An 18,005-nucleotide genomic window follows, 5' to 3' on the forward strand; every position below is an offset into this window, starting at 1 on the left:
ATCGAGGGACTTCAGAGATCAGGGATTACATTGAAACTGAGGATCGTTCCCCTTCAGGTTCGCACCTTGACAGAGTTTGGAATCAAGACCGACCACATTCAGAGCAGCCTGGTTACCTTTGAGTTCGATATGCGAGCGAATAGGGCTTCCTCCAAGGAATTCGATCGCACCCGAAGACTGGTTACCTGCGGCTATGTAAGCGAGGCCGTTGATCTGCGAACCTGTCGTGAACTTCACTTCAGCTTTATTACCAGCCACGAAGAAGCAGACACCTGGGACATCGTTACCTGCGGGCAGATAAAGATTCATGCTGGAATAGTTGCCAGTCAGCTTAAAGGCGAGCACAGTGCCAGGAGCCACCCGCAAATCGTTTGTAGCCGAGGGGTCGACCACTTTGATCTTCTGGCTCAGACCGCGGAAGTGGGGCAAGCAGGCTTTGGCGACGGCTTTGCTGTCAAAGCTGGAATCAGGCGTGCTGCCTGTGCTGCCACCTGTGGAACCCGAGCCTGTTCCTGTGCCCGAGTCAGGTGTGTTGCTGCCGCTAGCAGAATCAGGCGTGTTGGTCACAGGCATGGCATCGGCTGATGATGCGGAGTCGGAGCTGTCGTTGCTGGCCACGTTGTTGCTGTTTTTGTTTTTGCCACGACCGTTCTTGCCTTTGGTGACGTCTTCCGCCGCATCCATGGCTTCCCCGGTTTCCGCCGCATCCATGGCTTCGCCTGTTTCAGAAAAGTCACCTGAGTAGGCGATGGCGTCGGCGCTTTCAGCGTCTTCACCCATCAATTCATCCATATCGAAGGAATCGTCATCGGTTGCGGATTTATCCAGAGTAAGAGTGATAATGCCTTCTGGCTTCTCGACGAAGGACGGTGTATCGCTACCACAAGCAGCCAGAACGAAAGGCAAACCAAGGCAGACTAAATGTTGAAATCCAAGTTTCATGTTATCTCCTCCAAGAACTACATCCTACCCTTCGGAGCTGCCCCCCTCATTCCAAGCTACCCTGATTTTCCCCTTGCGATAAAGCCCCTTACCGCAGGCAATTACCGGCCGGTAAAAAAGTGATTTCTGCAGATTTTGTGTAGACCCTGATAGCATTGGGGTTTTTCCAATCCTTGGAAATCCTTAAAGGAAAATGAACAAGGCGCCTGCGGTGTTCAACCGAAGCGCCCTGAAAACTTGTGTAGATTGCGGAGAGTAACGCGTGTCAGAAGTGAAACGTAAGAATCAGGGCGCAGCGGGACAGGGCTGCTGCCGTGTGATCATGAAGTTCTTATCGTTCTGGGCCTGCTTGGAAACAATCGCAACATGCGTATCGCAGGCGGCATTGATCACAAAATTATTGATGACCTTGGCTTTCACGTTGAAGCAATACCAGCCTTTGGGATTCAGAAAAGCAAGCTGCCCGTTGTTACCAACGGTGATATTGAAATTGACAAGAAAGAGCGTGGGTTTGGTCGTAATCTTATCGTCGGTATAAATCACGCTATTGTTGTTCACCGTATCCGAGATGTCGACAAGCTTGGGCTGTGCGATTTCCTGCGGCGTGAAGGGCGAATTGCCCCACTGTTTGATGCATTCGTTCAGCGCTGTCTTATCCTCGGCGTTGACCAAAGGCGTCGCGGGAGGCGCTGCAGGGTCCATGGGATCTGAAGGCATCGTGCCAGGGACCTGCTCCGCGGTGGAGTCGATGGTTTCCTGAGTGACGGCTTCCGGCGTTGCAGGGCTTTCTCCAGAAGATGTTGAGCCGGTTTTGAATTCGCTGCCCGAGCAGGCCGCGAGCATGCCACAGAACGCCAAAACCGAAATTGACGAAAACGTTCTCACGTTGCTCTCCCTTTTTGCACGATTATTGCTGAGTGTTATGTAACTGTTCGGTCATTGGCGGGCGCGTCTTGATACACAAAAAAAAGGGGGCGATTTCCGCCAGGATCGCGCCGGTTTACGGTCACTCTGTGTACGTTCAATTCATCCAGAGACCGGAGATGACTGGAAAATAAAGGTGGGGTAGGGCCGAAAGGCTGAAATTTCTGTGTAAATCACGAAGGAGGGAGAGTCCATGGAAAAAAACCGCGAACCCATCGCAAAATTCATGACCCGCACACCGCATTCCATCGAACCAGGTCAGCCGCTGGAAGAGGCCCGAAAAATTATGGGCCGGCATGATATTCGTCATCTGCCTGTGCTCTCGGGTGGTCGTATCGTGGGACTGCTCTCGGAACGGGATCTGACTTACATCCGCACGCTGCCGGGCGTAGGCCAGGATCTGAAGGTGAAGGATGCGATGGTCTATGATCCCGTCCTGGTGTCCGAATCGGAATCGCTTCGCGATGTGGCTCAAAAGATGGCCGCGGCCCATATCGGATCCGTCCTGGTGTGCGACAGTCGCAGCAGGCTCACCGGAATTTTCACCTACACGGATGCTTTGCGTGTGCTGGGGGAAAGTTGAGGAGGAGCGGGCGGCGAAGGAGTGTTCGCCGCCTGGGGCTTTTTATTCTGCGTCCGCGTCCTGCTGGTCCTGATCGCTATATTTCTTGCCGGCATAAAGATTGAAAATCAAAAGCCGGCAGGGAATGCCGCCGTTGTCGATCGGAATCTTTCTGCGGGGGCGCAGGCCGATGAACTTATAGGGAGTGTCTTCTCCGACCAACAGCGCTGCGGTCCAGCCTGCGTATTTTTGCTTTAAGGTGTCACCCACCTTCTTATAAAAATTGATGAGCTCCTCTTCATCCCTCTTGCCGATACGCTCGCCATAAGGAAAGTTGCTGATCAAAAGACCGCTTTCAGCGGGTGCTTTCAGATCGAAGAAGGAACCGCTGCGGAACTGAATGTATTTTTCCACGCGCGCCCTCAGGGCGTTTTCACGCGCGGCGTCTATATAATTGCGGCTGATGTCGCTGGCGAAAAGCCCGGCTTTGGGCTCACTCAGACGCTGCTCACGGCAAGCGTCCTGAACCTTGCGCCACAGCTGTGCATCAAACTTCGCAAAATTTTCGAAGCCAAACTGGCCTTTTTTCCGGTGGATCAAAGGCGCCTTTTCCAAAGCCATGAACGCGCCTTCGATCACGATCGTGCCGCTGCCGCACATCGGGTCATAGAGGTTCTGCGAACCATCATAACCGGCGAGGCGCAGGAGTCCGGCGGCAAGGATTTCCTTGATCGGCGCCGGGTGACCTTCACCGCGATAGCCGCGCTTGTGCATGGATTTCCCCGAGGAATCGACGCTAATGGTTAATTCCCCGCCGAGCAAAAAGGCGACGACCTTGATTTTGGGATCTTTCAGATCGACCTTGGGCAAAGGCCGCTCCATCTTCTTGAACGCATCTTCGATGCCCAGGCGCACAGCTTTGCTAATCAGCGTTGCGGTGGGCGCTGTGGGGCCACGATCACCCGCAACCCCTTCAACGAGGTAGGTGCTGTCGGGACGGAAGTACTCTTCCCACTTGACCTTGCGAGCTTGATTCGTCACAACTGCCAGACTTCCCGCTCCTCCACGGCGCACGACTTCCAGGATGCGACTGGGCGTTTGCAGCATGAGATGCAGGCGATACGCGAGCTCCTGATCGGCCTCGAAGTAGACGGCTTTATAGCCTTTTTCGACTTTGGTGGCACCATAGCTTTCGAGTTCCTGGACCGTGGCGTCGATGATGTCTTGCGAGCAGATTGCGATATAGGAAGCGTTCAAGTTATTTACTCCCGCCCTGGATTCAGGTATTTCTGAACACCTCTTTGCAGAGGGCACTAGTATAAAGGAATGGCTTATGACAGATGTGAAGCAGCAAGTCAAAGATATCGAGAAGACGATAGACTTTAACAAGAACCGATACCAAGTCAACCTGACAACCAACCATGGTCCCATCCATCTGGAATTCTTTCCTGACGTGGCTCCTGGCCATGTGAAGAATATGATTTCGCTGACCAAAGCCGGTTTTTACAACAACCTGAGCTTCCACCGGGTCATCAAAGGCTTCATGATTCAGGGCGGCTGTCCCAAGGGTTCCGGCATCGGCGGCCCGGGCTACACCATTCCCGCTGAATTCAATAATCGCCCGCATGAGCCAGGCGTTCTTTCCATGGCACGAACCAACGATCCCAATTCTGCTGGTTCACAATTCTTCATCTGTTTGGAGCGCGTGCCCTATCTGGACGGCCAATACACCGTGTTTGGTCGCACAGCGGACAAAGAAAGTCTCGAAACCGTCAAGAAGATTGGCGAGGTGAAGACGGGTCCTCAGGATCGTCCTATCGACTCTGTGACGATCACCAAGGCTGAAGTGGTGGAAACCCCACTGTGATATTGAAAGGGCCGTAGACGGCCCTTTTCTTTTTCCCGCGGCTCCTTCTCTTTTTCCGGTGACTCCTTCTCTTTTCAGAAGGGTTTCACGCGAGCCAGGTAGGCTGCGACCATGCCCAGCGTAACCGTCAAGACCCACAGCATGCCCGCCAAGGAACGTTTGCGTGCCGCCAGAGCCCCGATGCCACCCAGGATCACCCAGATCACCAGCTTGGCAATGACCCATCCAGGGAAGCCCACGCCGAGTTTGGCCGAAAGACCGAAACCAGCCACCAGAACCAGAAGAAGACCGATGCCGTGGAACATTCCCATCCAGCGTCGACCCGGCTGTTGCTTGGGATCACCGCCGTTGATAGCCTGGACGAACTGCCCGCCGAGCGCGGTGAAGAACATGAAGAGCCCTAGGAAGTGCATGACTTTGTAAAAATCGTAAGACATATTTTCTCCTGACAGTGCAAGATCGAGGATGGAACTTCGGGAATCTATCAGTCTCAGGGAACCAGGTACAGCGGAAGGAGCGATTGCATGCGATATTTCGGGTGGTCACTGGGACTCGTGCCTATTCTATGGCTGACTTATGTTTTCACGGTCAAAGGCAGCGGTCCCAATCCCGTGACCGATGTTCTGCATCTGACTGGTCTTTGGGGTATGGGCTTTCTGCTGGGCAGTCTGGCTGTTCGTCCGCTTGTGCAGATTGGAAAGTTGCGCGCCTTCCAGCCCTGGAAAAAAATTCTGGGGCTCCTGGGTTTTTTCTATGGGCTGATTCACTCGCTGATTTACATGGCTTTGGATCAAGGCTGGGACTGGGGCGAGCTGGCCGATGATTTTACCAAGCGTGTGCATATTCGCTTTGGAATGATAGCGCTGGTGCTTTTGATTCCTTTGGCTCTGACGTCGAGCCTCTGGGCGCAGAAAAAGTTGGGACGTAAATGGAAGACGCTGCATCAGCTCGTGTTCCCGGCTGTGCTCCTGATTGGTCTTCACTACATGCTGGCGCGGAAGGCGGGATATGGAGAGGCATCGTGGGCCCTGGCGCTTGCTGCGCTCTTCATCATACTCCGTTGGAAACCCCTGGCCCAGAAGGCCCAAAAGCTCCTTAAGCGCTGAATTGATACGGATCGTAGGCTTCCCTGCGTCCGCGGCATGTTCAGGTTGCCTAGGGTTTTTGAGCTTTCTGCTGCAGCCTTCGCGCCGCAAAAAACGCCGAAAGCTGGGCGCTGCATTCCGGCTGCAAAACCCCGCCGATCGCGGGGTAACGATGATTCAAACGCTGATCCTCGTTGATCTGATAAAGACTTCCGAGCGCGCCGCCTTTGGGATCGTAGGCCCCAAACACCACCCGCTTCAAACGCGACTGATGAATCAAGCCCGCACACATAATGCAGGGCTCCAGGGTCACATAGAGTTCACAGTCGCTGAGGCGCCAGCTGTCCAGAATGCGACTGGCCTGCTGAATGGCCAGCAGCTCCGCATGAGCCGTCGCCTGCTTTGTGATCTCGCGCAGATTGAAGCCGGTGGCAATAATGCGATCATCCGCAACAATCACCGCTCCCACCGGCACCTCGCCCAAAGCCCCGGCATGAGCCGCCAGAGACTGCGCAAAGCGCATCCATTTTTCATCACGCTCGATTGGGGTCATGTGGGATTCCGGTACTGGGCCAGATGCTTGCCGATATTGCCCAGGCGACGAAGACCGAGATGCTGCATGACATCCTCGGGACCGCGGCCGATCGCGAGCTGATAGCACATCGCGTGATGGCGGAGGGTTTCGGTGTGAAGATGCTTAAGCCCCAATTTGATTCCCAGTTCATGCAGCATGAATTTAAGGCCGTGCCGGGTCATGCGCGGCAGGACCAAAGGCAGTTCCTTACCCTTGAACGCCACAAACATCCAGGGATATCGATCGCGAGCCTCGGCGCTTTGATGCCGCAGCCAGGCTTGAAAGGTTTCCTGATATTCCGTCAGAGCCTGGCTGGTTTCTTCCTGCAGCTGAATCGTCCGACTTTTCAGGCCCGGAACTGAAAGGGTATGAAGGCGTTTGCTCTGAATGAGATCCCGCCACTGAAGGTCGATAATCTCGCTGGCCTTCAGCCCTTCGTAAGCCAAAAGATACAGGAGCGCCCGGTCACGACGATTTTTAATGCCGGGCTCCCCGACCAAAGCGAGCAGAGCCTTGAAGCGACTTTCGCTCAAGCCCTCGTCCAGGGAATCATCCCTTTCGGGAATCGGCATCATGTCAAAGGGCGAGGAAAGAATCTTTCTATCATCAGCCAGAAAACGGAAAAACTGCCGAACGCCAATCACCTTGCGCCGCACGGAATTCTCCCGTTCACCACTGGCATCACGCAGATGGTCACGAAACCAAAGCAGGGTTTCCGGTTCGACCTTGTCGATGGTGAGGTGGCTTTTTTCTAAAAACCGCAGAAAATCCTGGGCGTCGCGACAATAGGATTCCACTGTCGCTGGCTGCCTGTTTTTGGCCTTCAGAGACGCACTGAACCGCTCGACGAGATCAGGATCATGTGAGGTCATGGGGACTTCGTATCCTGGCTATGTTAATCTACGGGTTAACGTTACGGCATCCTCATTTAAACAGAGCGAGGGATTGTTGACAACCATGAGACTTTGGCATCTTCTGCCCCTTCTGCTGCTTTCTGTCACCACCGCTCAGGCCGTCGTGACTCCCAAACTGGATCGCGTGAGAGTGCGCATAAACGGCATGGAAAAGGAAGTCAGTCGCAAGGATCGCCTCGAATTGATTCGCGGTGATGACCTGACCCTTCTCTTTGCAGTGCTGGAAGGTCAGAGCAAAGGCGCGGAGATCATCAACTTCGTCGGTTACCGCGGTGAAGGCCCCCGGCGCTGGCAGGATGATGATCGCGATATCCTGATTCCGACAAGCGTTTTGAAAAAGGGCTGGTCGCTCGATAAAGACGGCAAAACCTATAAAATTGAAACCCGCACGGGCCAAAAGGTCCACGGTGATATCCTGGTCTCGCTCCTGACCCCTGAGCTGGAGATCCTAACGCTCGATATCAAAGGCGTGGAGCATCATCTGCGCGATGGGGATGTCGTGGACATGGGCGCCGATGATCCGATGAAAGTGGTCAATGTGAAGACCAATAGCAAGGTCGTGGATCAGAATGTCCGCGTGGAATTCAAGGAACTGAAAAACGACGCGAACCGCCAGGTGGAATTGCGTCTTCTGTATCGATCCTATGCGTTTGCTTCGGTGTTTTTGCATACGGATGCGAAATAGGGAAGGGTGAGAAAGGCGTGGATCTTGGCTGGCTGAAACTGGTGGGAGTGGGATCCCGCGAAGAGCGGAAGCGGCTCTTTGAATTGATTGCCATGATACTGGTGACCGGGGCTTTCGTGGCCCTCTCGCGTCTTGAAGGAAGGCTTTTCGATCTGAGCCGCGACCTTTCGCGGCATCCGGAATTTTTGAATTCCCTCGTCTATTTCGGACTGATCAATGTCAACGTCGTCCTGATCCTTATCCTGAGCTTCATGCTCTTTCGAAATATCGTCAAGCTCGTCCTGGATAGGCGGCGCGGCGTCATCGGCTCCAAGCTGCGCTCAAAGCTCGTCATTGCCCTCGTGTTTTTCGCGGTGGCTCCGACCGCCCTGCTTTTTTATATCTCAACCCGGTTTTTGACCGACAGCTTTGAAACCTGGTTTTCCACCCGCGTGGAAGCCACGATGCACAGAACCCGCGAAGCCGGAGCCATGGTCTACGATCGCGATCAAAGGCGCCTTGCGAGTCTCGCGCGCCTCGCTCTTCAAAGGATCGAGCCGGTGCGGCAGGACCTGGGCGATGATCCCTATCCCGATTATGAGATCAACGCGAGCCGCCTGCGGGGATTTTCCCGTGAATTCCGTGTGGGTCATGTCCGCGTCTATGATAGGGACGGGCGCCTGATCTGGCATCATGAAACGGACAATGCACCGCTTTCCGCGCGGGAGCAGCGCTTTACCATGCATGCGATCCAAAGGTTCCGGGATAATCCAGGCCTGACGGCCCGGGCCATCGTCGATGCGGATGAAGGCCACGATGTGGTGCGGGGCGTGGCTCCTGTCTTTGATCCGGAAGGCCGGGAGCTTCTCGGTATGGTCGTTCTGGAGGAACGCTTTGATACCCAGATCCTGCAGAGCGTCGAGACCATCATCGAGGAATTCGCCAGCCTGAAGCCGAGCGCGGAACTCAATCGGCTCAGCTATGTGATCCTGCTCGTGCTGATGGTGGTCATCATTGTCTTCTCGGCGACATGGCTCGGATTTTATGTAGCGCGCGGAATTATCGCGCCCATTCAAAGATTGGCCGATGCCACGCGCGAGGTCGCGGTCGGTAACTATTCGCTGGCCTTGGAAGTGCGGTCCGATGATGAAACCGGCCAGCTGTTCCGCGCCTTCAACAGCATGATCGCCGATCTTCGGGCGCATGAAAACAAGGTGCTCGACTTCACCCGGCAGCTCGAAAAAACCAACGAGGAACTGGATCGCCGCCGAAAGTATATGGAAGTTATTTTGAGTAACATCGGAGCCGGTGTCTTTGCGGTTGACGCCGAAGATCGCGTGACCTCCATGAACCGCGCAGCGGAAACGCTCTTGAATGTGCGTGCCGATAAAGCCCTGGGTGAGCCGATTGAAGATGTGCTGGGGCACAATCTGAGCGAAGCCCTCTGGAAACCGATCCGTGAGCGCGTGCAGTACGGATCCTTCAGCGGGGAAATCGATCTTTCCGACATTGGCCGGGATCTGACCCTGCTCGCGGATGGCACGCATATCCTGGATGAAAACGGTGATGACCTTGGTATCGTGGTTGTGATCGACGACGCCAGCGAGCAGGTCAAGGCCCAGCGCGTGGCGGCCTGGAGAGAGGTCGCGCGGCGCATTGCGCACGAGATTAAAAATCCGATCACGCCGATCAAGATCAGCGCGCAAAGACTCCTGCGCCGCTTCGGGGAACAGTTCCAGGGCCGCGATCAGGAAGTCTTCGTCACCTGCTGCGAAACCATAGTATCCGAGGTGGACGCCCTGCGGGATCTGGTGAACGAGTTCTCGAAATTTTCCCGCCTGCCATCCATCAAAACGAAGCCCGAGGATGTGAACGCCATACTTCGGGATGTGGTCGGACTCTACAGCATGAGCTACGCAACTGTGGAATTCGATACATCGGGTCTGTCGAACCAGCTGCCTTTGGTGCCTTTGGATCGTGAGCAGATGCTGCGGGTCTTTACGAATATCATTGCCAATTCCATAGCCTCGATACCCGAGGAACGGGAAAAAGGCTTAATTTTACTGCGCAGCCGGCTTTTGGAGGATTATAACACCATCCGGGTCGAGATCGCCGACAATGGCTGCGGCATACCGGAGCATCTTAAACAGCGCGTTCTGGAACCTTATTTTTCCACGAAAAAGGAAGGAACGGGGCTGGGTCTGGCGATCGTCAACCAGATCGTATCCGATCACGGCGGTTACCTGCGGATTGCGGATAATCAGCCGCTGGGGACAGTTTTGATTATTGAGCTGCCCTGTCACGAGGCCAAGAACAAAAGGGGGCCAAATGTCTGATGGTACAAAACACGGGGAATCCTGCCTCGCTTTGATTGTTGATGACGAAGAAAGTATTCGCAAGACGCTGGCTGATGTCTTTGAGGATGAAGGCTGGCAGTCGGTGACGGCCGAAAATGGCAAGGTGGGTCTGCAGCTCTTTACGCGGAGGCAGCCGGATCTGGTTTTGCTCGACGTATGGATGCCGGGCATGGATGGCATCGAAACCCTGCAGAAGATGCGGCAGCTGAATCCCAAAGCACCGATCGTCATCATGAGCGGCCACGGCACGATCGAAACCGCGGTGCGTGCCACCAAGCTCGGGGCCTTTGATTATCTGGAAAAGCCGCTTTCTTTGGATAAGCTGATACCCCTGCTCGATCATGCGCGGCAAATCCGTGCGCAGCAGGATGAAAAAAGCAAGCAGTCGACCGTGCCCGAGATGATCGGCAATTCGCCGCTGATTTCCCAGATCAAACGCCAGATCAATATGGTCGCGCCGCGCAATGCGTGGATTCTGATTACCGGGGAAAATGGCACCGGCAAGGAAGTGGTGGCCCGCCATATTCATGAAAAAAGTTCGCGCGCGGCCAAGCCTTTCGTGGCGGTAAACTGCGCGGCGATTCCCGAGGAACTGATCGAATCCGAGCTTTTCGGTCACACGAAGGGCGCTTTCACTAACGCCATTTCCCAGAAAAAAGGCAAGTTTGAGCTGGCCCATCAGGGCACGCTTTTTCTGGATGAGATCGGCGATATGTCCCTGCGTACCCAGGCGAAGATATTAAGAATTCTGCAGGAACAGGCCTTTGAAAGAGTCGGCAGTACGGAAACCCTGACGGTGGATGTCCGGGTGGTGGCTGCGACCAATAAGGACCTGAAAGAACAGATCAAAAGCGGCCAGTTCCGCGAGGACCTTTACTACCGTTTGAACGTGGTGCCTTTCCACCTGCCACCGCTGCGCGAACGCGGAGATGATATCTTTGATTTGACTCAGTATTTTCTGACGAAAATGGCCCATGAACTCGGAGAAAAGCAGAAAATTTTGAGTCCGGAAGCCCAAAAAGTCATGCGTGAATACCCCTGGCCGGGCAATATCCGCGAGCTGAAAAACCTGCTGGAGAGAGCCTGCATCATGTCGGACGCCGAGGTGATCGAGGCTGATTTTCTGAGGGATCTTCTGGGGTCCAGTGAAAAAACCGGGGATCCCTTGAGCCAGGAGTTCCTCGCGGCCAGTACCTTGAAACAGGCAAAAACAGACTTTGAAAGAGCGTACATTCTAGGTAAGCTTGAAGAAAATCAATGGAATATCACCAAGACTGCCGACGCCATCGGCCTGGAACGCAGCAACCTGCATCGCAAGATGAAACTTTACGGGATTGAGCCCAAAGCCAAAGGGTAAAGACTATGCCGACCGATCAAAGAGTGACCGTCGAAGCAGCCTCCGGCCTTCTTCAGATTCAAAGTGCCGCCTTTACCGAAGGCCAGGCCTGGCAGGTGCGCGCCATCGGTCGGCAGCGGCTTATTGTGGAGAGTGAAGCGGCAGCTCTTGCCATGCGGGGTGATCAGGCGGGATCCGGACGTCTCAGCCACACGGTTTTCGTATCCTTGCTTCATGGGCTGGTGACGCAAAAGTTCAGCGGACTCGTTTCGGTCGATCTTGGTGACAGCGTCAAGCGCCTCTATTTTCGAGCGGGTGAACTCGTCTTTGCCGCTTCCAATTTGATCGATGATCGACTGGGCGAAGTCCTCTATCGGGCCGGGCAGATCACCCTGGATCAGCTGACGGAGGCGGCCGTGCAGGTGAATCGCACGACCAAGTTCGGACGGGTGCTTTTGGAGAGTCGCGTCTTCAGCAGCTCGCAGCTTTGGGATGCATTAAAGTTGCAAGTCGTCAGCATCTTTCAATCGATCCTGCTCTATGATCATGTCTATGTTCAGTTGGAGCCAGGCCAGCATCTTTCCCCGACCGCTGTGGCGATCGACATCCCGACGATGAATCTGATCGATGATTGTCTGGGCTATGCGGATATCTATCGACAGTTCCGGCAGCGGCTCGATAAGGGCTGTCAGATGGCGGGCGTGGATTTCGTGCTCGATCGCATCGGGGCCAAACCGGGTACCTTTGTGGGTGACACCGTGGAACTCGTCACGGCGCATCCGCAGATTGATGGCTTTTTGGAGCATTCCAAATTAACGGAGGCCAACAGCCTCTGTGCTCTCTTTGATCTTCTGAATCACCACATCATCCGTATTGACGGCTATGACACATCGACTCGTGGACTGGACAACGGTCCGATGGCGAAAGAGCTCAAAGGTTTGATTGATGCCTATCACCTCATTATTGATGGTGCCAAAAAAGCATTTACGGCAGAAGGGATTGAATTTCCCGTTCTGGACGTTGAACTCTTTTTGGATCAGCAGTATAGCTTCAAGCATTCGCCGGTCTTTGTCCTGCAGGACGGCACGATAGCCCCGGAGGCGATCGTGAGCATCTATACCAAGGCACGAACGAGCGCGCGCCAGGCTGAAGTGATGGCCAATCAGATGCAAGGTCTTATCCTCTTCCTTTTGCAGGTGATCGGCGATCTCCTTCCCAGCGGCAAAGGCTGGGAGCTGAAGCGCTCCTTTCAGAATTTGGTCACGTGAAAAAAACACAGAAGAATCGTCCGGCCGCTCCGAAACCGAACTCGTCCCGAGAAGACACGCGGAGGGCGTCTCGCCCGCCGCAGGAAGATGCGCGTAAGGCGCCGCGTGCGCAGGATGGTGGTCGACCATCGCGTCCTCAGGACGAACGACGGCCCCCGCGCGAAGGTCAAAAGGCCCGACGCTCCCATCAGACCGGGCGCGAGGGACTCTTCATCAACAATTGGTCCGCACTCGGCGAATATCTCCGTGTTCAGCCGGATGCTCTGCAAAAGATCTATCATGCCTCGCGCGAGACCAAACGCATCCACCAGCTTCTGAGCGAGCACGGTGTCACCTTGTCCTGTGAAGAGGACCAGGAGATGGAGACCGGCTTCGCGGCGAAGGTCACGGTTCGTTATAAAGACGAAGAGCAGCTGCTCCGTGAAGCTGCCACTCGGACCGAAGATCTGATCATCGCCTGTGATCATGTGACGGACACGAGAAATCTCGGAGCCATCGCACGAACGGCTGCTTTTTTCGGACTTTCAACGATCCTGATGCCGAAAGATCGCCAGGCACCCATCACGTCTGCGACTCTGGGCACGGCTCAGGGAGCTTTCGCGACGGTCGCGCCCACCGAAGTGACCAACCTCGGTCGCACGCTGCTGGCTCTTAAGGAATGCGGCTATTGGATTGCCGCGGCCGATATGGTGGGAACGCCGGTTGATAAAATGCCGACCCGTTATGAGAAGCTCGTGCTTGTGCTGGGCTCCGAAGACAAAGGCGTGGCCGCTCAGATCTTGAACAAGAGTGACTTCACGCTTTCGATTCCTTCGTACGGTGGAAAGCTGGAGTCGCTGAATGTCTCGGTCGCTGCTGGTATTCTTATTCACGCGCTGCGCGCTGCCCATGCCTCAGGCAAAATTCTCCCGCAGGGGTAGCTTTCACTTGACAGAAAACTCGGGGAGAGTGTAATTCCTTCTAACGCTCGAGGCGCTAAACGAATTTTTTTGTTTATTGTTACGAGTTTCCAGTTGCTGGTGTAGCTCAATTGGTAGAGCAGCTGACTTGTAATCAGCAGGTTGCGGGTTCAAGTCCCATCACCAGCTCCACTGGGAAGCTTAGAAGCAGGAAACGAGCGGAGGATTGCCCGAGTGGCCAAAGGGAGCAGACTGTAAATCTGCCGGCGTAGCCTTCGGTGGTTCGAATCCACCATCCTCCACCAGCCGCAAGGCCCTGTGACTAGGAATCGTGATCAGTCGGAATAAAGCGGGAGTAGCTCAGCTGGCTAGAGCATTAGCCTTCCAAGCTAAGGGTCGCGGGTTCGAATCCCGTTTCCCGCTCCATCCGTCTCTCTCGATGATGAGCAATTGACGAAGGCTTCGATAAAAGGGTACAAACTACCGGTCGATTGCAGCCAATGTCCTACCGCCAGACAGGCGGGAAGTTACGCCTATTGCTAATCTAAGATGTGCAGTGGGAAGTTCTGATGGGTCATCAGGACGTGTCAGCGATTTTTTTAATCGCTATCAGCCCAGGTAGCTCAGGGGTAGAGCACGTCCTTGGTAAGGACGAGGTCAGGGGTTCAAAGCCCCTTCTGGGCTCCACGCTTACCTCAAAGCGGGAGACCTAAAACAGTCTCTGCGATGAAAATCATAGACAAGAAGCTATTATATCGAAGAAATCAACTTCGCTTTCTGCCTTTAGCGGGAGGAAATCATGGCAAAAGAAAAGTTCGAGCGTTCAAAACCCCACGTTAACATCGGTACCATTGGTCACGTTGACCACGGTAAAACAACCCTGACAGCGGCCATCACTAAGGTTATGTCCTTGGCGTACGGCGGGGTGGCGAAAGCGTTTAACGAAATCGACAACGCTCCCGAAGAAAAGGCGCGCGGTATTACTATTAATACCTCGCACGTCGAGTACACCTCGGCTAACCGCCACTATGCTCACGTTGACTGTCCTGGTCACGCTGACTATGTGAAGAACATGATCACGGGTGCTGCTCAGATGGACGGCGCTATCCTCGTGGTTTCCGCTGCTGACGGCCCTATGCCTCAGACACGCGAGCACATCCTGCTTGCTCGTCAGGTCGGCGTGCCAAGCATCGTCGTGTTTATGAACAAGTGCGACATGGTTGATGACGCAGAGCTCCTCGAGCTCGTCGAAATGGAAGTGCGCGAACTCCTGAGTCTTTACAAATTCCCAGGCGACGACACTCCTATCATCAAGGGTTCGGCTCTGAAAGGTCTGGAAGCGGCTAACGCTCAAGACCAGTGGGCGCAGAAAATCGTTGATCTGATCAACGCCTGTGATGAGTACATTCCTCTGCCAGAGCGTCCTATCGACCGTCCGTTCCTGATGCCGATCGAAGACGTGTTCTCGATCTCGGGTCGCGGTACTGTTGTTACCGGTCGTATTGAACGCGGTATCATCAAAGTCGGTGAAGATATGGAAATCGTCGGCCTTCAGCCCACGACCAAAACCACCTGTACTGGCGTTGAAATGTTCCGCAAGTTGCTGGACGAAGGTCGCGCTGGTGACAACGTGGGTATCCTTCTCCGTGGTACCAAGCGTGAAGAAGTTATGCGCGGTCAGGTCTTGTCCAAGCCGGGCTCGATCAAGCCTCACAAGAAGTTCAAAGCTTCTGTGTACGTGTTGACCAAAGAAGAAGGTGGCCGTCATACCCCATTCTTCAAAGGTTACCGTCCTCAGTTCTACTTCCGTACAACGGACGTAACTGGTAGTATCAAACTGCCAGACAACGTTGAGATGGTTATGCCAGGTGACAACATCGACATCGAAGTCGAGTTGATCCAGCCTATCGCCATGGACAAAGAGCTCCGCTTCGCTATCCGCGAAGGTGGCCGTACTGTTGGCGCCGGCGTTGTTGCTGAAATCGTCGAGTAATTGATAGTCTAGTAGTTCGCAGGCCGACCGTATCTTTGGATGCGGTCGGCTTCGAGCGACTCAAGTTTCTGATCTAGGCGAGTAGCTCCAATGGTAGAGCATCGGATTCCAAATCCGACTGTTGTGGGTTCGAGTCCCTCCTCGCCTGCTCTGCCCCTCCAGCCCAGTCCGGAGAACACCCATGAATAAAGATGATTCCTATTGGCTCAAACTGGCTTACGTTGCCTTTGCTGCTTTGGTCGCGCTAGCGGTCTATAAAGCCTTTGGCACGGCGGGTGTACAAACGGGTTGGGCGGATCGATTTGACTGGTATCAGCCAGCGACAACCGCAGCCAGTTTGGCTCTTGGTGTGGCCGCTGCCTTCTATCTCGGATCGAATAAAGAGCGTCACGAGTACTTTTTGGCTTCCATTGGCGAACTGAGGAAAGTGACCTGGCCCAGCATGCCCGACACGCGGCGCATGACGGTGATTGTGTGTGTCGTTGTCGGCATCTTCGCAGTCATCCTGGCGATCTTTGACTTCATTTGGGCCAAGATGCTTGGTCTTCTCATCGCCTAAGCACCTAAGATAGCAAGAAACCCCGGCAGGGTGTTACAATATGGCAAACGTTTGCGACCCCGCAGCGCTTGCCTTTGATGCAGTTCCTGGAAACTGTTGTTGTGCCATTGGGGCACGAGGTTCCGCTGTGGAATGATGCAGGGGAATCCATTGAAACACGAGGCAGATAGCATGGCTTACGATTTGAAATGGTATGTCATACATACTTACTCAGGCTTTGAAGAGAAGGCCAAGTCTGGACTGATCGACCGCGCCAAAAGCGAAGGTCAGGCTGAGAAATTTGGAGATATCTACATCCCTCACACAGTCAGTGAGTCGGTGAATAAGGCAGGTAAGAAGAAGGCTGTCTCTCGTACTTCGTTCCCGGGTTATATCATCGTCCAGATGCACCTGGATGACGAGAGCATGCACGTGGTCAAGAGCACGCCAAAAATTACGGGATTTGTCGGCAATGCCCGCCATCCCAAGGCCCTGCCTGATCATGAAGTTCTGCGCCTGACCAACCCTGAGTTGGTGAAAGATCAGCGGAAGGAAGTTGTCCAGGAAGTCCGCTTTAGCAAGGGCGAAGCGGTTAAAGTTATGGATGGTCCATTCAGTAACTTTGACGGCGTTATTGATGAAGTTCGTCCTGATAAAGGTAAAGTGCGGGTACTCGTGAGTATCTTCGGGCGTGAAACCCCAGTGGAACTCGAGTTTGGACAGGTCGAAAAAATTTAAAACAGTTGGTACGCACCTCTTCGACCAGGTGCGTTTTCTATTAGATGCTTGACGGGGCGTGTAAAATAGCGTAAACCCCGTCTTCCAAGTCTTGATTCAGATCGCTGCACAGTGGCGAAAAAGAAGGAGCGAAGAACGTGGCAAAGAAGGTTGTCGGATTTATCAAGCTGCAGATTCCGGCAGGTAAAGCGAACCCGGCTCCTCCCATTGGCCCTGCTCTCGGCCAGAGGGGCGTGAATATTATGGCCTTTTGTAAGGAATTCAACGCTAAGACTCAAAAGCAGGCTGGCTCGATTCTGCCAACTGTTATTACCGTCTTTGCCGACAAGTCCTTCACCTTCATCACCAAAAGCCCTCCGGCTTCTGACTTGCTGAAGAAAGCTGCCAAGGTTGAGAAAGCTTCCCAGACTCCTGGTAAAGCTGTCGCCGGTTCTGTGACCATGGATCAAGTCCGTGAGATCGCAAAAACCAAGAAAGACGACCTGAACGCATACGATGAAGAAGCCGCTGTGAAGATCATCATGGGTTCGGCTCGCAGTATGGGTCTGGAAGTTAAATAAGTTCGATAGCGTCTGCATAAAGCAGGCACTGACATAGTAGGAGAGCCCTCGGGCTCGATTGGACTACGGAGAATATTATGGCTAAGCGAGGTAAGAAGTATCGCGCAGCCCTCGCCAAAGTTGATCGTGAAAAAAATTACGATCTTCTCGAGGCCTGCAAACTCGTCAAGGAAACATCCTACTCCAAAATGGATGCCTCCGTCGACTTGGCTGTGAACCTGGGTGTAGACCCTCGTCACGCAGACCAAAACCTTCGGGGTGCAACTGTCCTCCCCAACGGTCTTGGCAAGAAAGTTCGCATCGTTGTTTTCGCTAAAGGCGAAAAAGCTGCTGAAGCCAATGGACTTGGCGTCGATGCAGTGGGCGGTGATGACCTTGCCAAACGTATCACCGATGGCTGGCTCGACTTCGACCAGGTAATCGCAACCCCTGACATGATGGGCGTTGTCGGTAAGCTTGGTAAAGTTCTCGGTCCCCGCGGCCTGATGCCAAACCCAAAATTGGGCACAGTGACGTTTGAAGTTGAGAAAGCAGTTACTGAACTGCGCGCTGGTCGCGCCGAATACCGTGTGGACAAAGCCGGTATCGTGCACACCTCGATCGGTCGTTCCAACTTCACTCCTGAGGCGCTGGCAGAAAACGCCCGTACGATCGTTGACACTTTGCTTCGCGCAAAGCCTTCGACCGCTAAGGGTACTTACCTGAAGAAGGTAACGCTGTCCGCAACGATGGGTCCTGGTGTTCGCGTCGATACGACGCCCTTTAAGATTTAAGGGGGAAATCA

General features: G+C 54.1%; 19 protein-coding genes and 5 tRNA genes. 18 read left to right on the top strand and 6 right to left on the bottom strand.

Features of this window, described 5'->3' with window-relative positions; all coding sequences use genetic code 11:
* Window positions 1-18: 18 nt before the first annotated feature.
* Together VFO10_RS03505 and VFO10_RS03510 are read right to left on the bottom strand one after the other, a co-directional pair.
* Complete coding sequence (locus VFO10_RS03505) at window positions 19-942, bottom strand: hypothetical protein (RefSeq protein WP_325137294.1); 924 nt, start codon at window positions 940-942, stop codon at window positions 19-21.
* A gap of 285 nt (window positions 943-1,227) precedes the next feature.
* Window positions 1,228-1,827: a hypothetical protein gene (locus tag VFO10_RS03510; protein ID WP_325137295.1), complete on the bottom strand. Its 600-nt coding sequence runs from the start codon at window positions 1,825-1,827 to the stop codon at window positions 1,228-1,230.
* A 232-nt stretch (window positions 1,828-2,059) separates the two neighbouring features.
* Between VFO10_RS03510 and VFO10_RS03515 the strand changes: the two genes are divergently transcribed.
* Window positions 2,060-2,449, top strand: a complete 390-nt coding sequence (locus VFO10_RS03515) for a CBS domain-containing protein (RefSeq protein ID WP_325137296.1) — start codon at window positions 2,060-2,062, stop codon at window positions 2,447-2,449.
* A gap of 42 nt (window positions 2,450-2,491) precedes the next feature.
* On the opposite strand, the gene VFO10_RS03520 is transcribed toward VFO10_RS03515, so the two are convergent.
* The gene (locus tag VFO10_RS03520) at window positions 2,492-3,685 is read right to left on the bottom strand and encodes a class I SAM-dependent RNA methyltransferase (protein WP_325137297.1); all 1,194 of its coding nucleotides are present in this window, start codon (window positions 3,683-3,685) and stop codon (window positions 2,492-2,494) included.
* 76 nt (window positions 3,686-3,761) lie between these two features.
* Between VFO10_RS03520 and VFO10_RS03525 the strand changes: the two genes are divergently transcribed.
* Entirely contained in the window at window positions 3,762-4,295 is a 534-nt protein-coding gene (locus tag VFO10_RS03525; protein ID WP_325137298.1) for a peptidylprolyl isomerase, read from the top strand.
* Window positions 4,296-4,369: 74 nt separating this feature from the next.
* Here the strand turns inward: VFO10_RS03525 and VFO10_RS03530 are convergent, their stop codons facing one another.
* The gene (locus tag VFO10_RS03530) at window positions 4,370-4,732 is read right to left on the bottom strand and encodes a hypothetical protein (RefSeq protein ID WP_325137299.1); all 363 of its coding nucleotides are present in this window, start codon (window positions 4,730-4,732) and stop codon (window positions 4,370-4,372) included.
* Window positions 4,733-4,819: 87 nt separating this feature from the next.
* On the opposite strand from VFO10_RS03530, the gene VFO10_RS03535 reads away from it, so the two are divergent.
* Window positions 4,820-5,401 (top strand): sulfite oxidase heme-binding subunit YedZ, encoded by a 582-nt coding sequence (locus VFO10_RS03535; RefSeq protein ID WP_325137300.1) that lies wholly within the window; start codon window positions 4,820-4,822, stop codon window positions 5,399-5,401.
* A gap of 49 nt (window positions 5,402-5,450) precedes the next feature.
* Here VFO10_RS03535 and tadA read toward each other — a convergent pair whose 3' ends face one another.
* Together tadA and VFO10_RS03545 are read right to left on the bottom strand one after the other, a co-directional pair.
* Entirely contained in the window at window positions 5,451-5,933 is a 483-nt protein-coding gene (gene tadA / locus VFO10_RS03540) for a tRNA adenosine(34) deaminase TadA (protein ID WP_325137301.1), read from the bottom strand.
* Window positions 5,930-6,826 carry a tyrosine-type recombinase/integrase gene (locus VFO10_RS03545; protein WP_325137302.1) on the bottom strand — a complete coding sequence of 299 codons (897 nt, stop codon included), beginning with the start codon at window positions 6,824-6,826 and terminating at the stop codon, window positions 5,930-5,932. Before VFO10_RS03545 ends, tadA begins: the two co-directional genes overlap by 4 nt.
* Before the next feature lie 85 nt (window positions 6,827-6,911).
* Here VFO10_RS03545 and VFO10_RS03550 point away from each other — a divergent pair, with 85 nt between their 5' ends.
* From VFO10_RS03550 to rplA, 15 genes are all read left to right on the top strand, one after another.
* A complete protein-coding gene (locus VFO10_RS03550; protein ID WP_325137303.1) occupies window positions 6,912-7,553 on the top strand; it encodes a hypothetical protein in 642 nt (213 codons plus the stop codon).
* 17 nt (window positions 7,554-7,570) lie between these two features.
* On the top strand, window positions 7,571-9,868 hold the full coding sequence (locus VFO10_RS03555; protein ID WP_325137304.1) for a sensor histidine kinase: 2,298 nt from the start codon (window positions 7,571-7,573) through the stop codon (window positions 9,866-9,868).
* The gene (locus VFO10_RS03560; RefSeq protein ID WP_325137305.1) at window positions 9,861-11,246 is read left to right on the top strand and encodes a sigma-54 dependent transcriptional regulator; all 1,386 of its coding nucleotides are present in this window, start codon (window positions 9,861-9,863) and stop codon (window positions 11,244-11,246) included. The genes VFO10_RS03555 and VFO10_RS03560 overlap by 8 nt, the downstream gene beginning before the upstream one ends.
* A gap of 5 nt (window positions 11,247-11,251) precedes the next feature.
* Window positions 11,252-12,493, top strand: coding sequence for a DUF4388 domain-containing protein (locus VFO10_RS03565; protein WP_325137306.1), 1,242 nt, complete (start codon window positions 11,252-11,254; stop codon window positions 12,491-12,493).
* Window positions 12,490-13,413 (top strand): RNA methyltransferase, encoded by a 924-nt coding sequence (locus tag VFO10_RS03570; protein ID WP_325137307.1) that lies wholly within the window; start codon window positions 12,490-12,492, stop codon window positions 13,411-13,413. Before VFO10_RS03565 ends, VFO10_RS03570 begins: the two co-directional genes overlap by 4 nt.
* 95 nt (window positions 13,414-13,508) lie before the next feature.
* Window positions 13,509-13,584: transfer RNA gene (locus tag VFO10_RS03575), tRNA-Thr, on the top strand.
* A gap of 28 nt (window positions 13,585-13,612) precedes the next feature.
* Window positions 13,613-13,697, top strand: a tRNA-Tyr gene (locus VFO10_RS03580).
* 44 nt (window positions 13,698-13,741) lie between these two features.
* Window positions 13,742-13,818: transfer RNA gene (locus VFO10_RS03585), tRNA-Gly, on the top strand.
* 186 nt (window positions 13,819-14,004) lie between these two features.
* Window positions 14,005-14,079: transfer RNA gene (locus VFO10_RS03590), tRNA-Thr, on the top strand.
* A 112-nt stretch (window positions 14,080-14,191) separates the two neighbouring features.
* Window positions 14,192-15,385 (top strand): elongation factor Tu, encoded by a 1,194-nt coding sequence (tuf, locus tag VFO10_RS03595; protein ID WP_325137308.1) that lies wholly within the window; start codon window positions 14,192-14,194, stop codon window positions 15,383-15,385.
* A 75-nt stretch (window positions 15,386-15,460) separates the two neighbouring features.
* A tRNA-Trp gene (locus VFO10_RS03600) sits at window positions 15,461-15,533 on the top strand.
* Between the two features lie 33 nt (window positions 15,534-15,566).
* Complete coding sequence (gene secE, locus VFO10_RS03605) at window positions 15,567-15,944, top strand: preprotein translocase subunit SecE (RefSeq protein ID WP_325137309.1); 378 nt, start codon at window positions 15,567-15,569, stop codon at window positions 15,942-15,944.
* A gap of 171 nt (window positions 15,945-16,115) precedes the next feature.
* Complete coding sequence (nusG, locus tag VFO10_RS03610; protein WP_325137310.1) at window positions 16,116-16,661, top strand: transcription termination/antitermination protein NusG; 546 nt, start codon at window positions 16,116-16,118, stop codon at window positions 16,659-16,661.
* A gap of 137 nt (window positions 16,662-16,798) precedes the next feature.
* Entirely contained in the window at window positions 16,799-17,221 is a 423-nt protein-coding gene (gene rplK, locus VFO10_RS03615; protein WP_325137311.1) for a 50S ribosomal protein L11, read from the top strand.
* Between the two features lie 77 nt (window positions 17,222-17,298).
* Complete coding sequence (gene rplA / locus VFO10_RS03620) at window positions 17,299-17,994, top strand: 50S ribosomal protein L1 (protein WP_325137312.1); 696 nt, start codon at window positions 17,299-17,301, stop codon at window positions 17,992-17,994.
* Window positions 17,995-18,005: the final 11 nt, after the last annotated feature.

The organism is Oligoflexus sp. (genome assembly GCF_035712445.1).
GTDB lineage: Bacteria > Bdellovibrionota_B > Oligoflexia > Oligoflexales > Oligoflexaceae > Oligoflexus.

Coding starts and splice junctions, on each gene's coding strand:
- VFO10_RS03505 (WP_325137294.1), bottom strand. CDS start 942: ATGAAACTTGGATTTCAACATTTAGTCTGCCTTGGTTTGCCTTTCGTT.
- VFO10_RS03535 (WP_325137300.1), top strand. CDS start 4,820: ATGCGATATTTCGGGTGGTCACTGGGACTCGTGCCTATTCTATGGCTG.
- VFO10_RS03525 (WP_325137298.1), top strand. CDS start 3,762: ATGACAGATGTGAAGCAGCAAGTCAAAGATATCGAGAAGACGATAGAC.
- VFO10_RS03560 (WP_325137305.1), top strand. CDS start 9,861: ATGTCTGATGGTACAAAACACGGGGAATCCTGCCTCGCTTTGATTGTT.
- VFO10_RS03565 (WP_325137306.1), top strand. CDS start 11,252: ATGCCGACCGATCAAAGAGTGACCGTCGAAGCAGCCTCCGGCCTTCTT.
- tadA (WP_325137301.1), bottom strand. CDS start 5,933: ATGACCCCAATCGAGCGTGATGAAAAATGGATGCGCTTTGCGCAGTCT.
- secE (WP_325137309.1), top strand. CDS start 15,567: ATGAATAAAGATGATTCCTATTGGCTCAAACTGGCTTACGTTGCCTTT.
- VFO10_RS03515 (WP_325137296.1), top strand. CDS start 2,060: ATGGAAAAAAACCGCGAACCCATCGCAAAATTCATGACCCGCACACCG.
- VFO10_RS03550 (WP_325137303.1), top strand. CDS start 6,912: ATGAGACTTTGGCATCTTCTGCCCCTTCTGCTGCTTTCTGTCACCACC.
- VFO10_RS03530 (WP_325137299.1), bottom strand. CDS start 4,732: ATGTCTTACGATTTTTACAAAGTCATGCACTTCCTAGGGCTCTTCATG.
- nusG (WP_325137310.1), top strand. CDS start 16,116: ATGGCTTACGATTTGAAATGGTATGTCATACATACTTACTCAGGCTTT.
- tuf (WP_325137308.1), top strand. CDS start 14,192: ATGGCAAAAGAAAAGTTCGAGCGTTCAAAACCCCACGTTAACATCGGT.
- rplA (WP_325137312.1), top strand. CDS start 17,299: ATGGCTAAGCGAGGTAAGAAGTATCGCGCAGCCCTCGCCAAAGTTGAT.
- VFO10_RS03545 (WP_325137302.1), bottom strand. CDS start 6,826: ATGACCTCACATGATCCTGATCTCGTCGAGCGGTTCAGTGCGTCTCTG.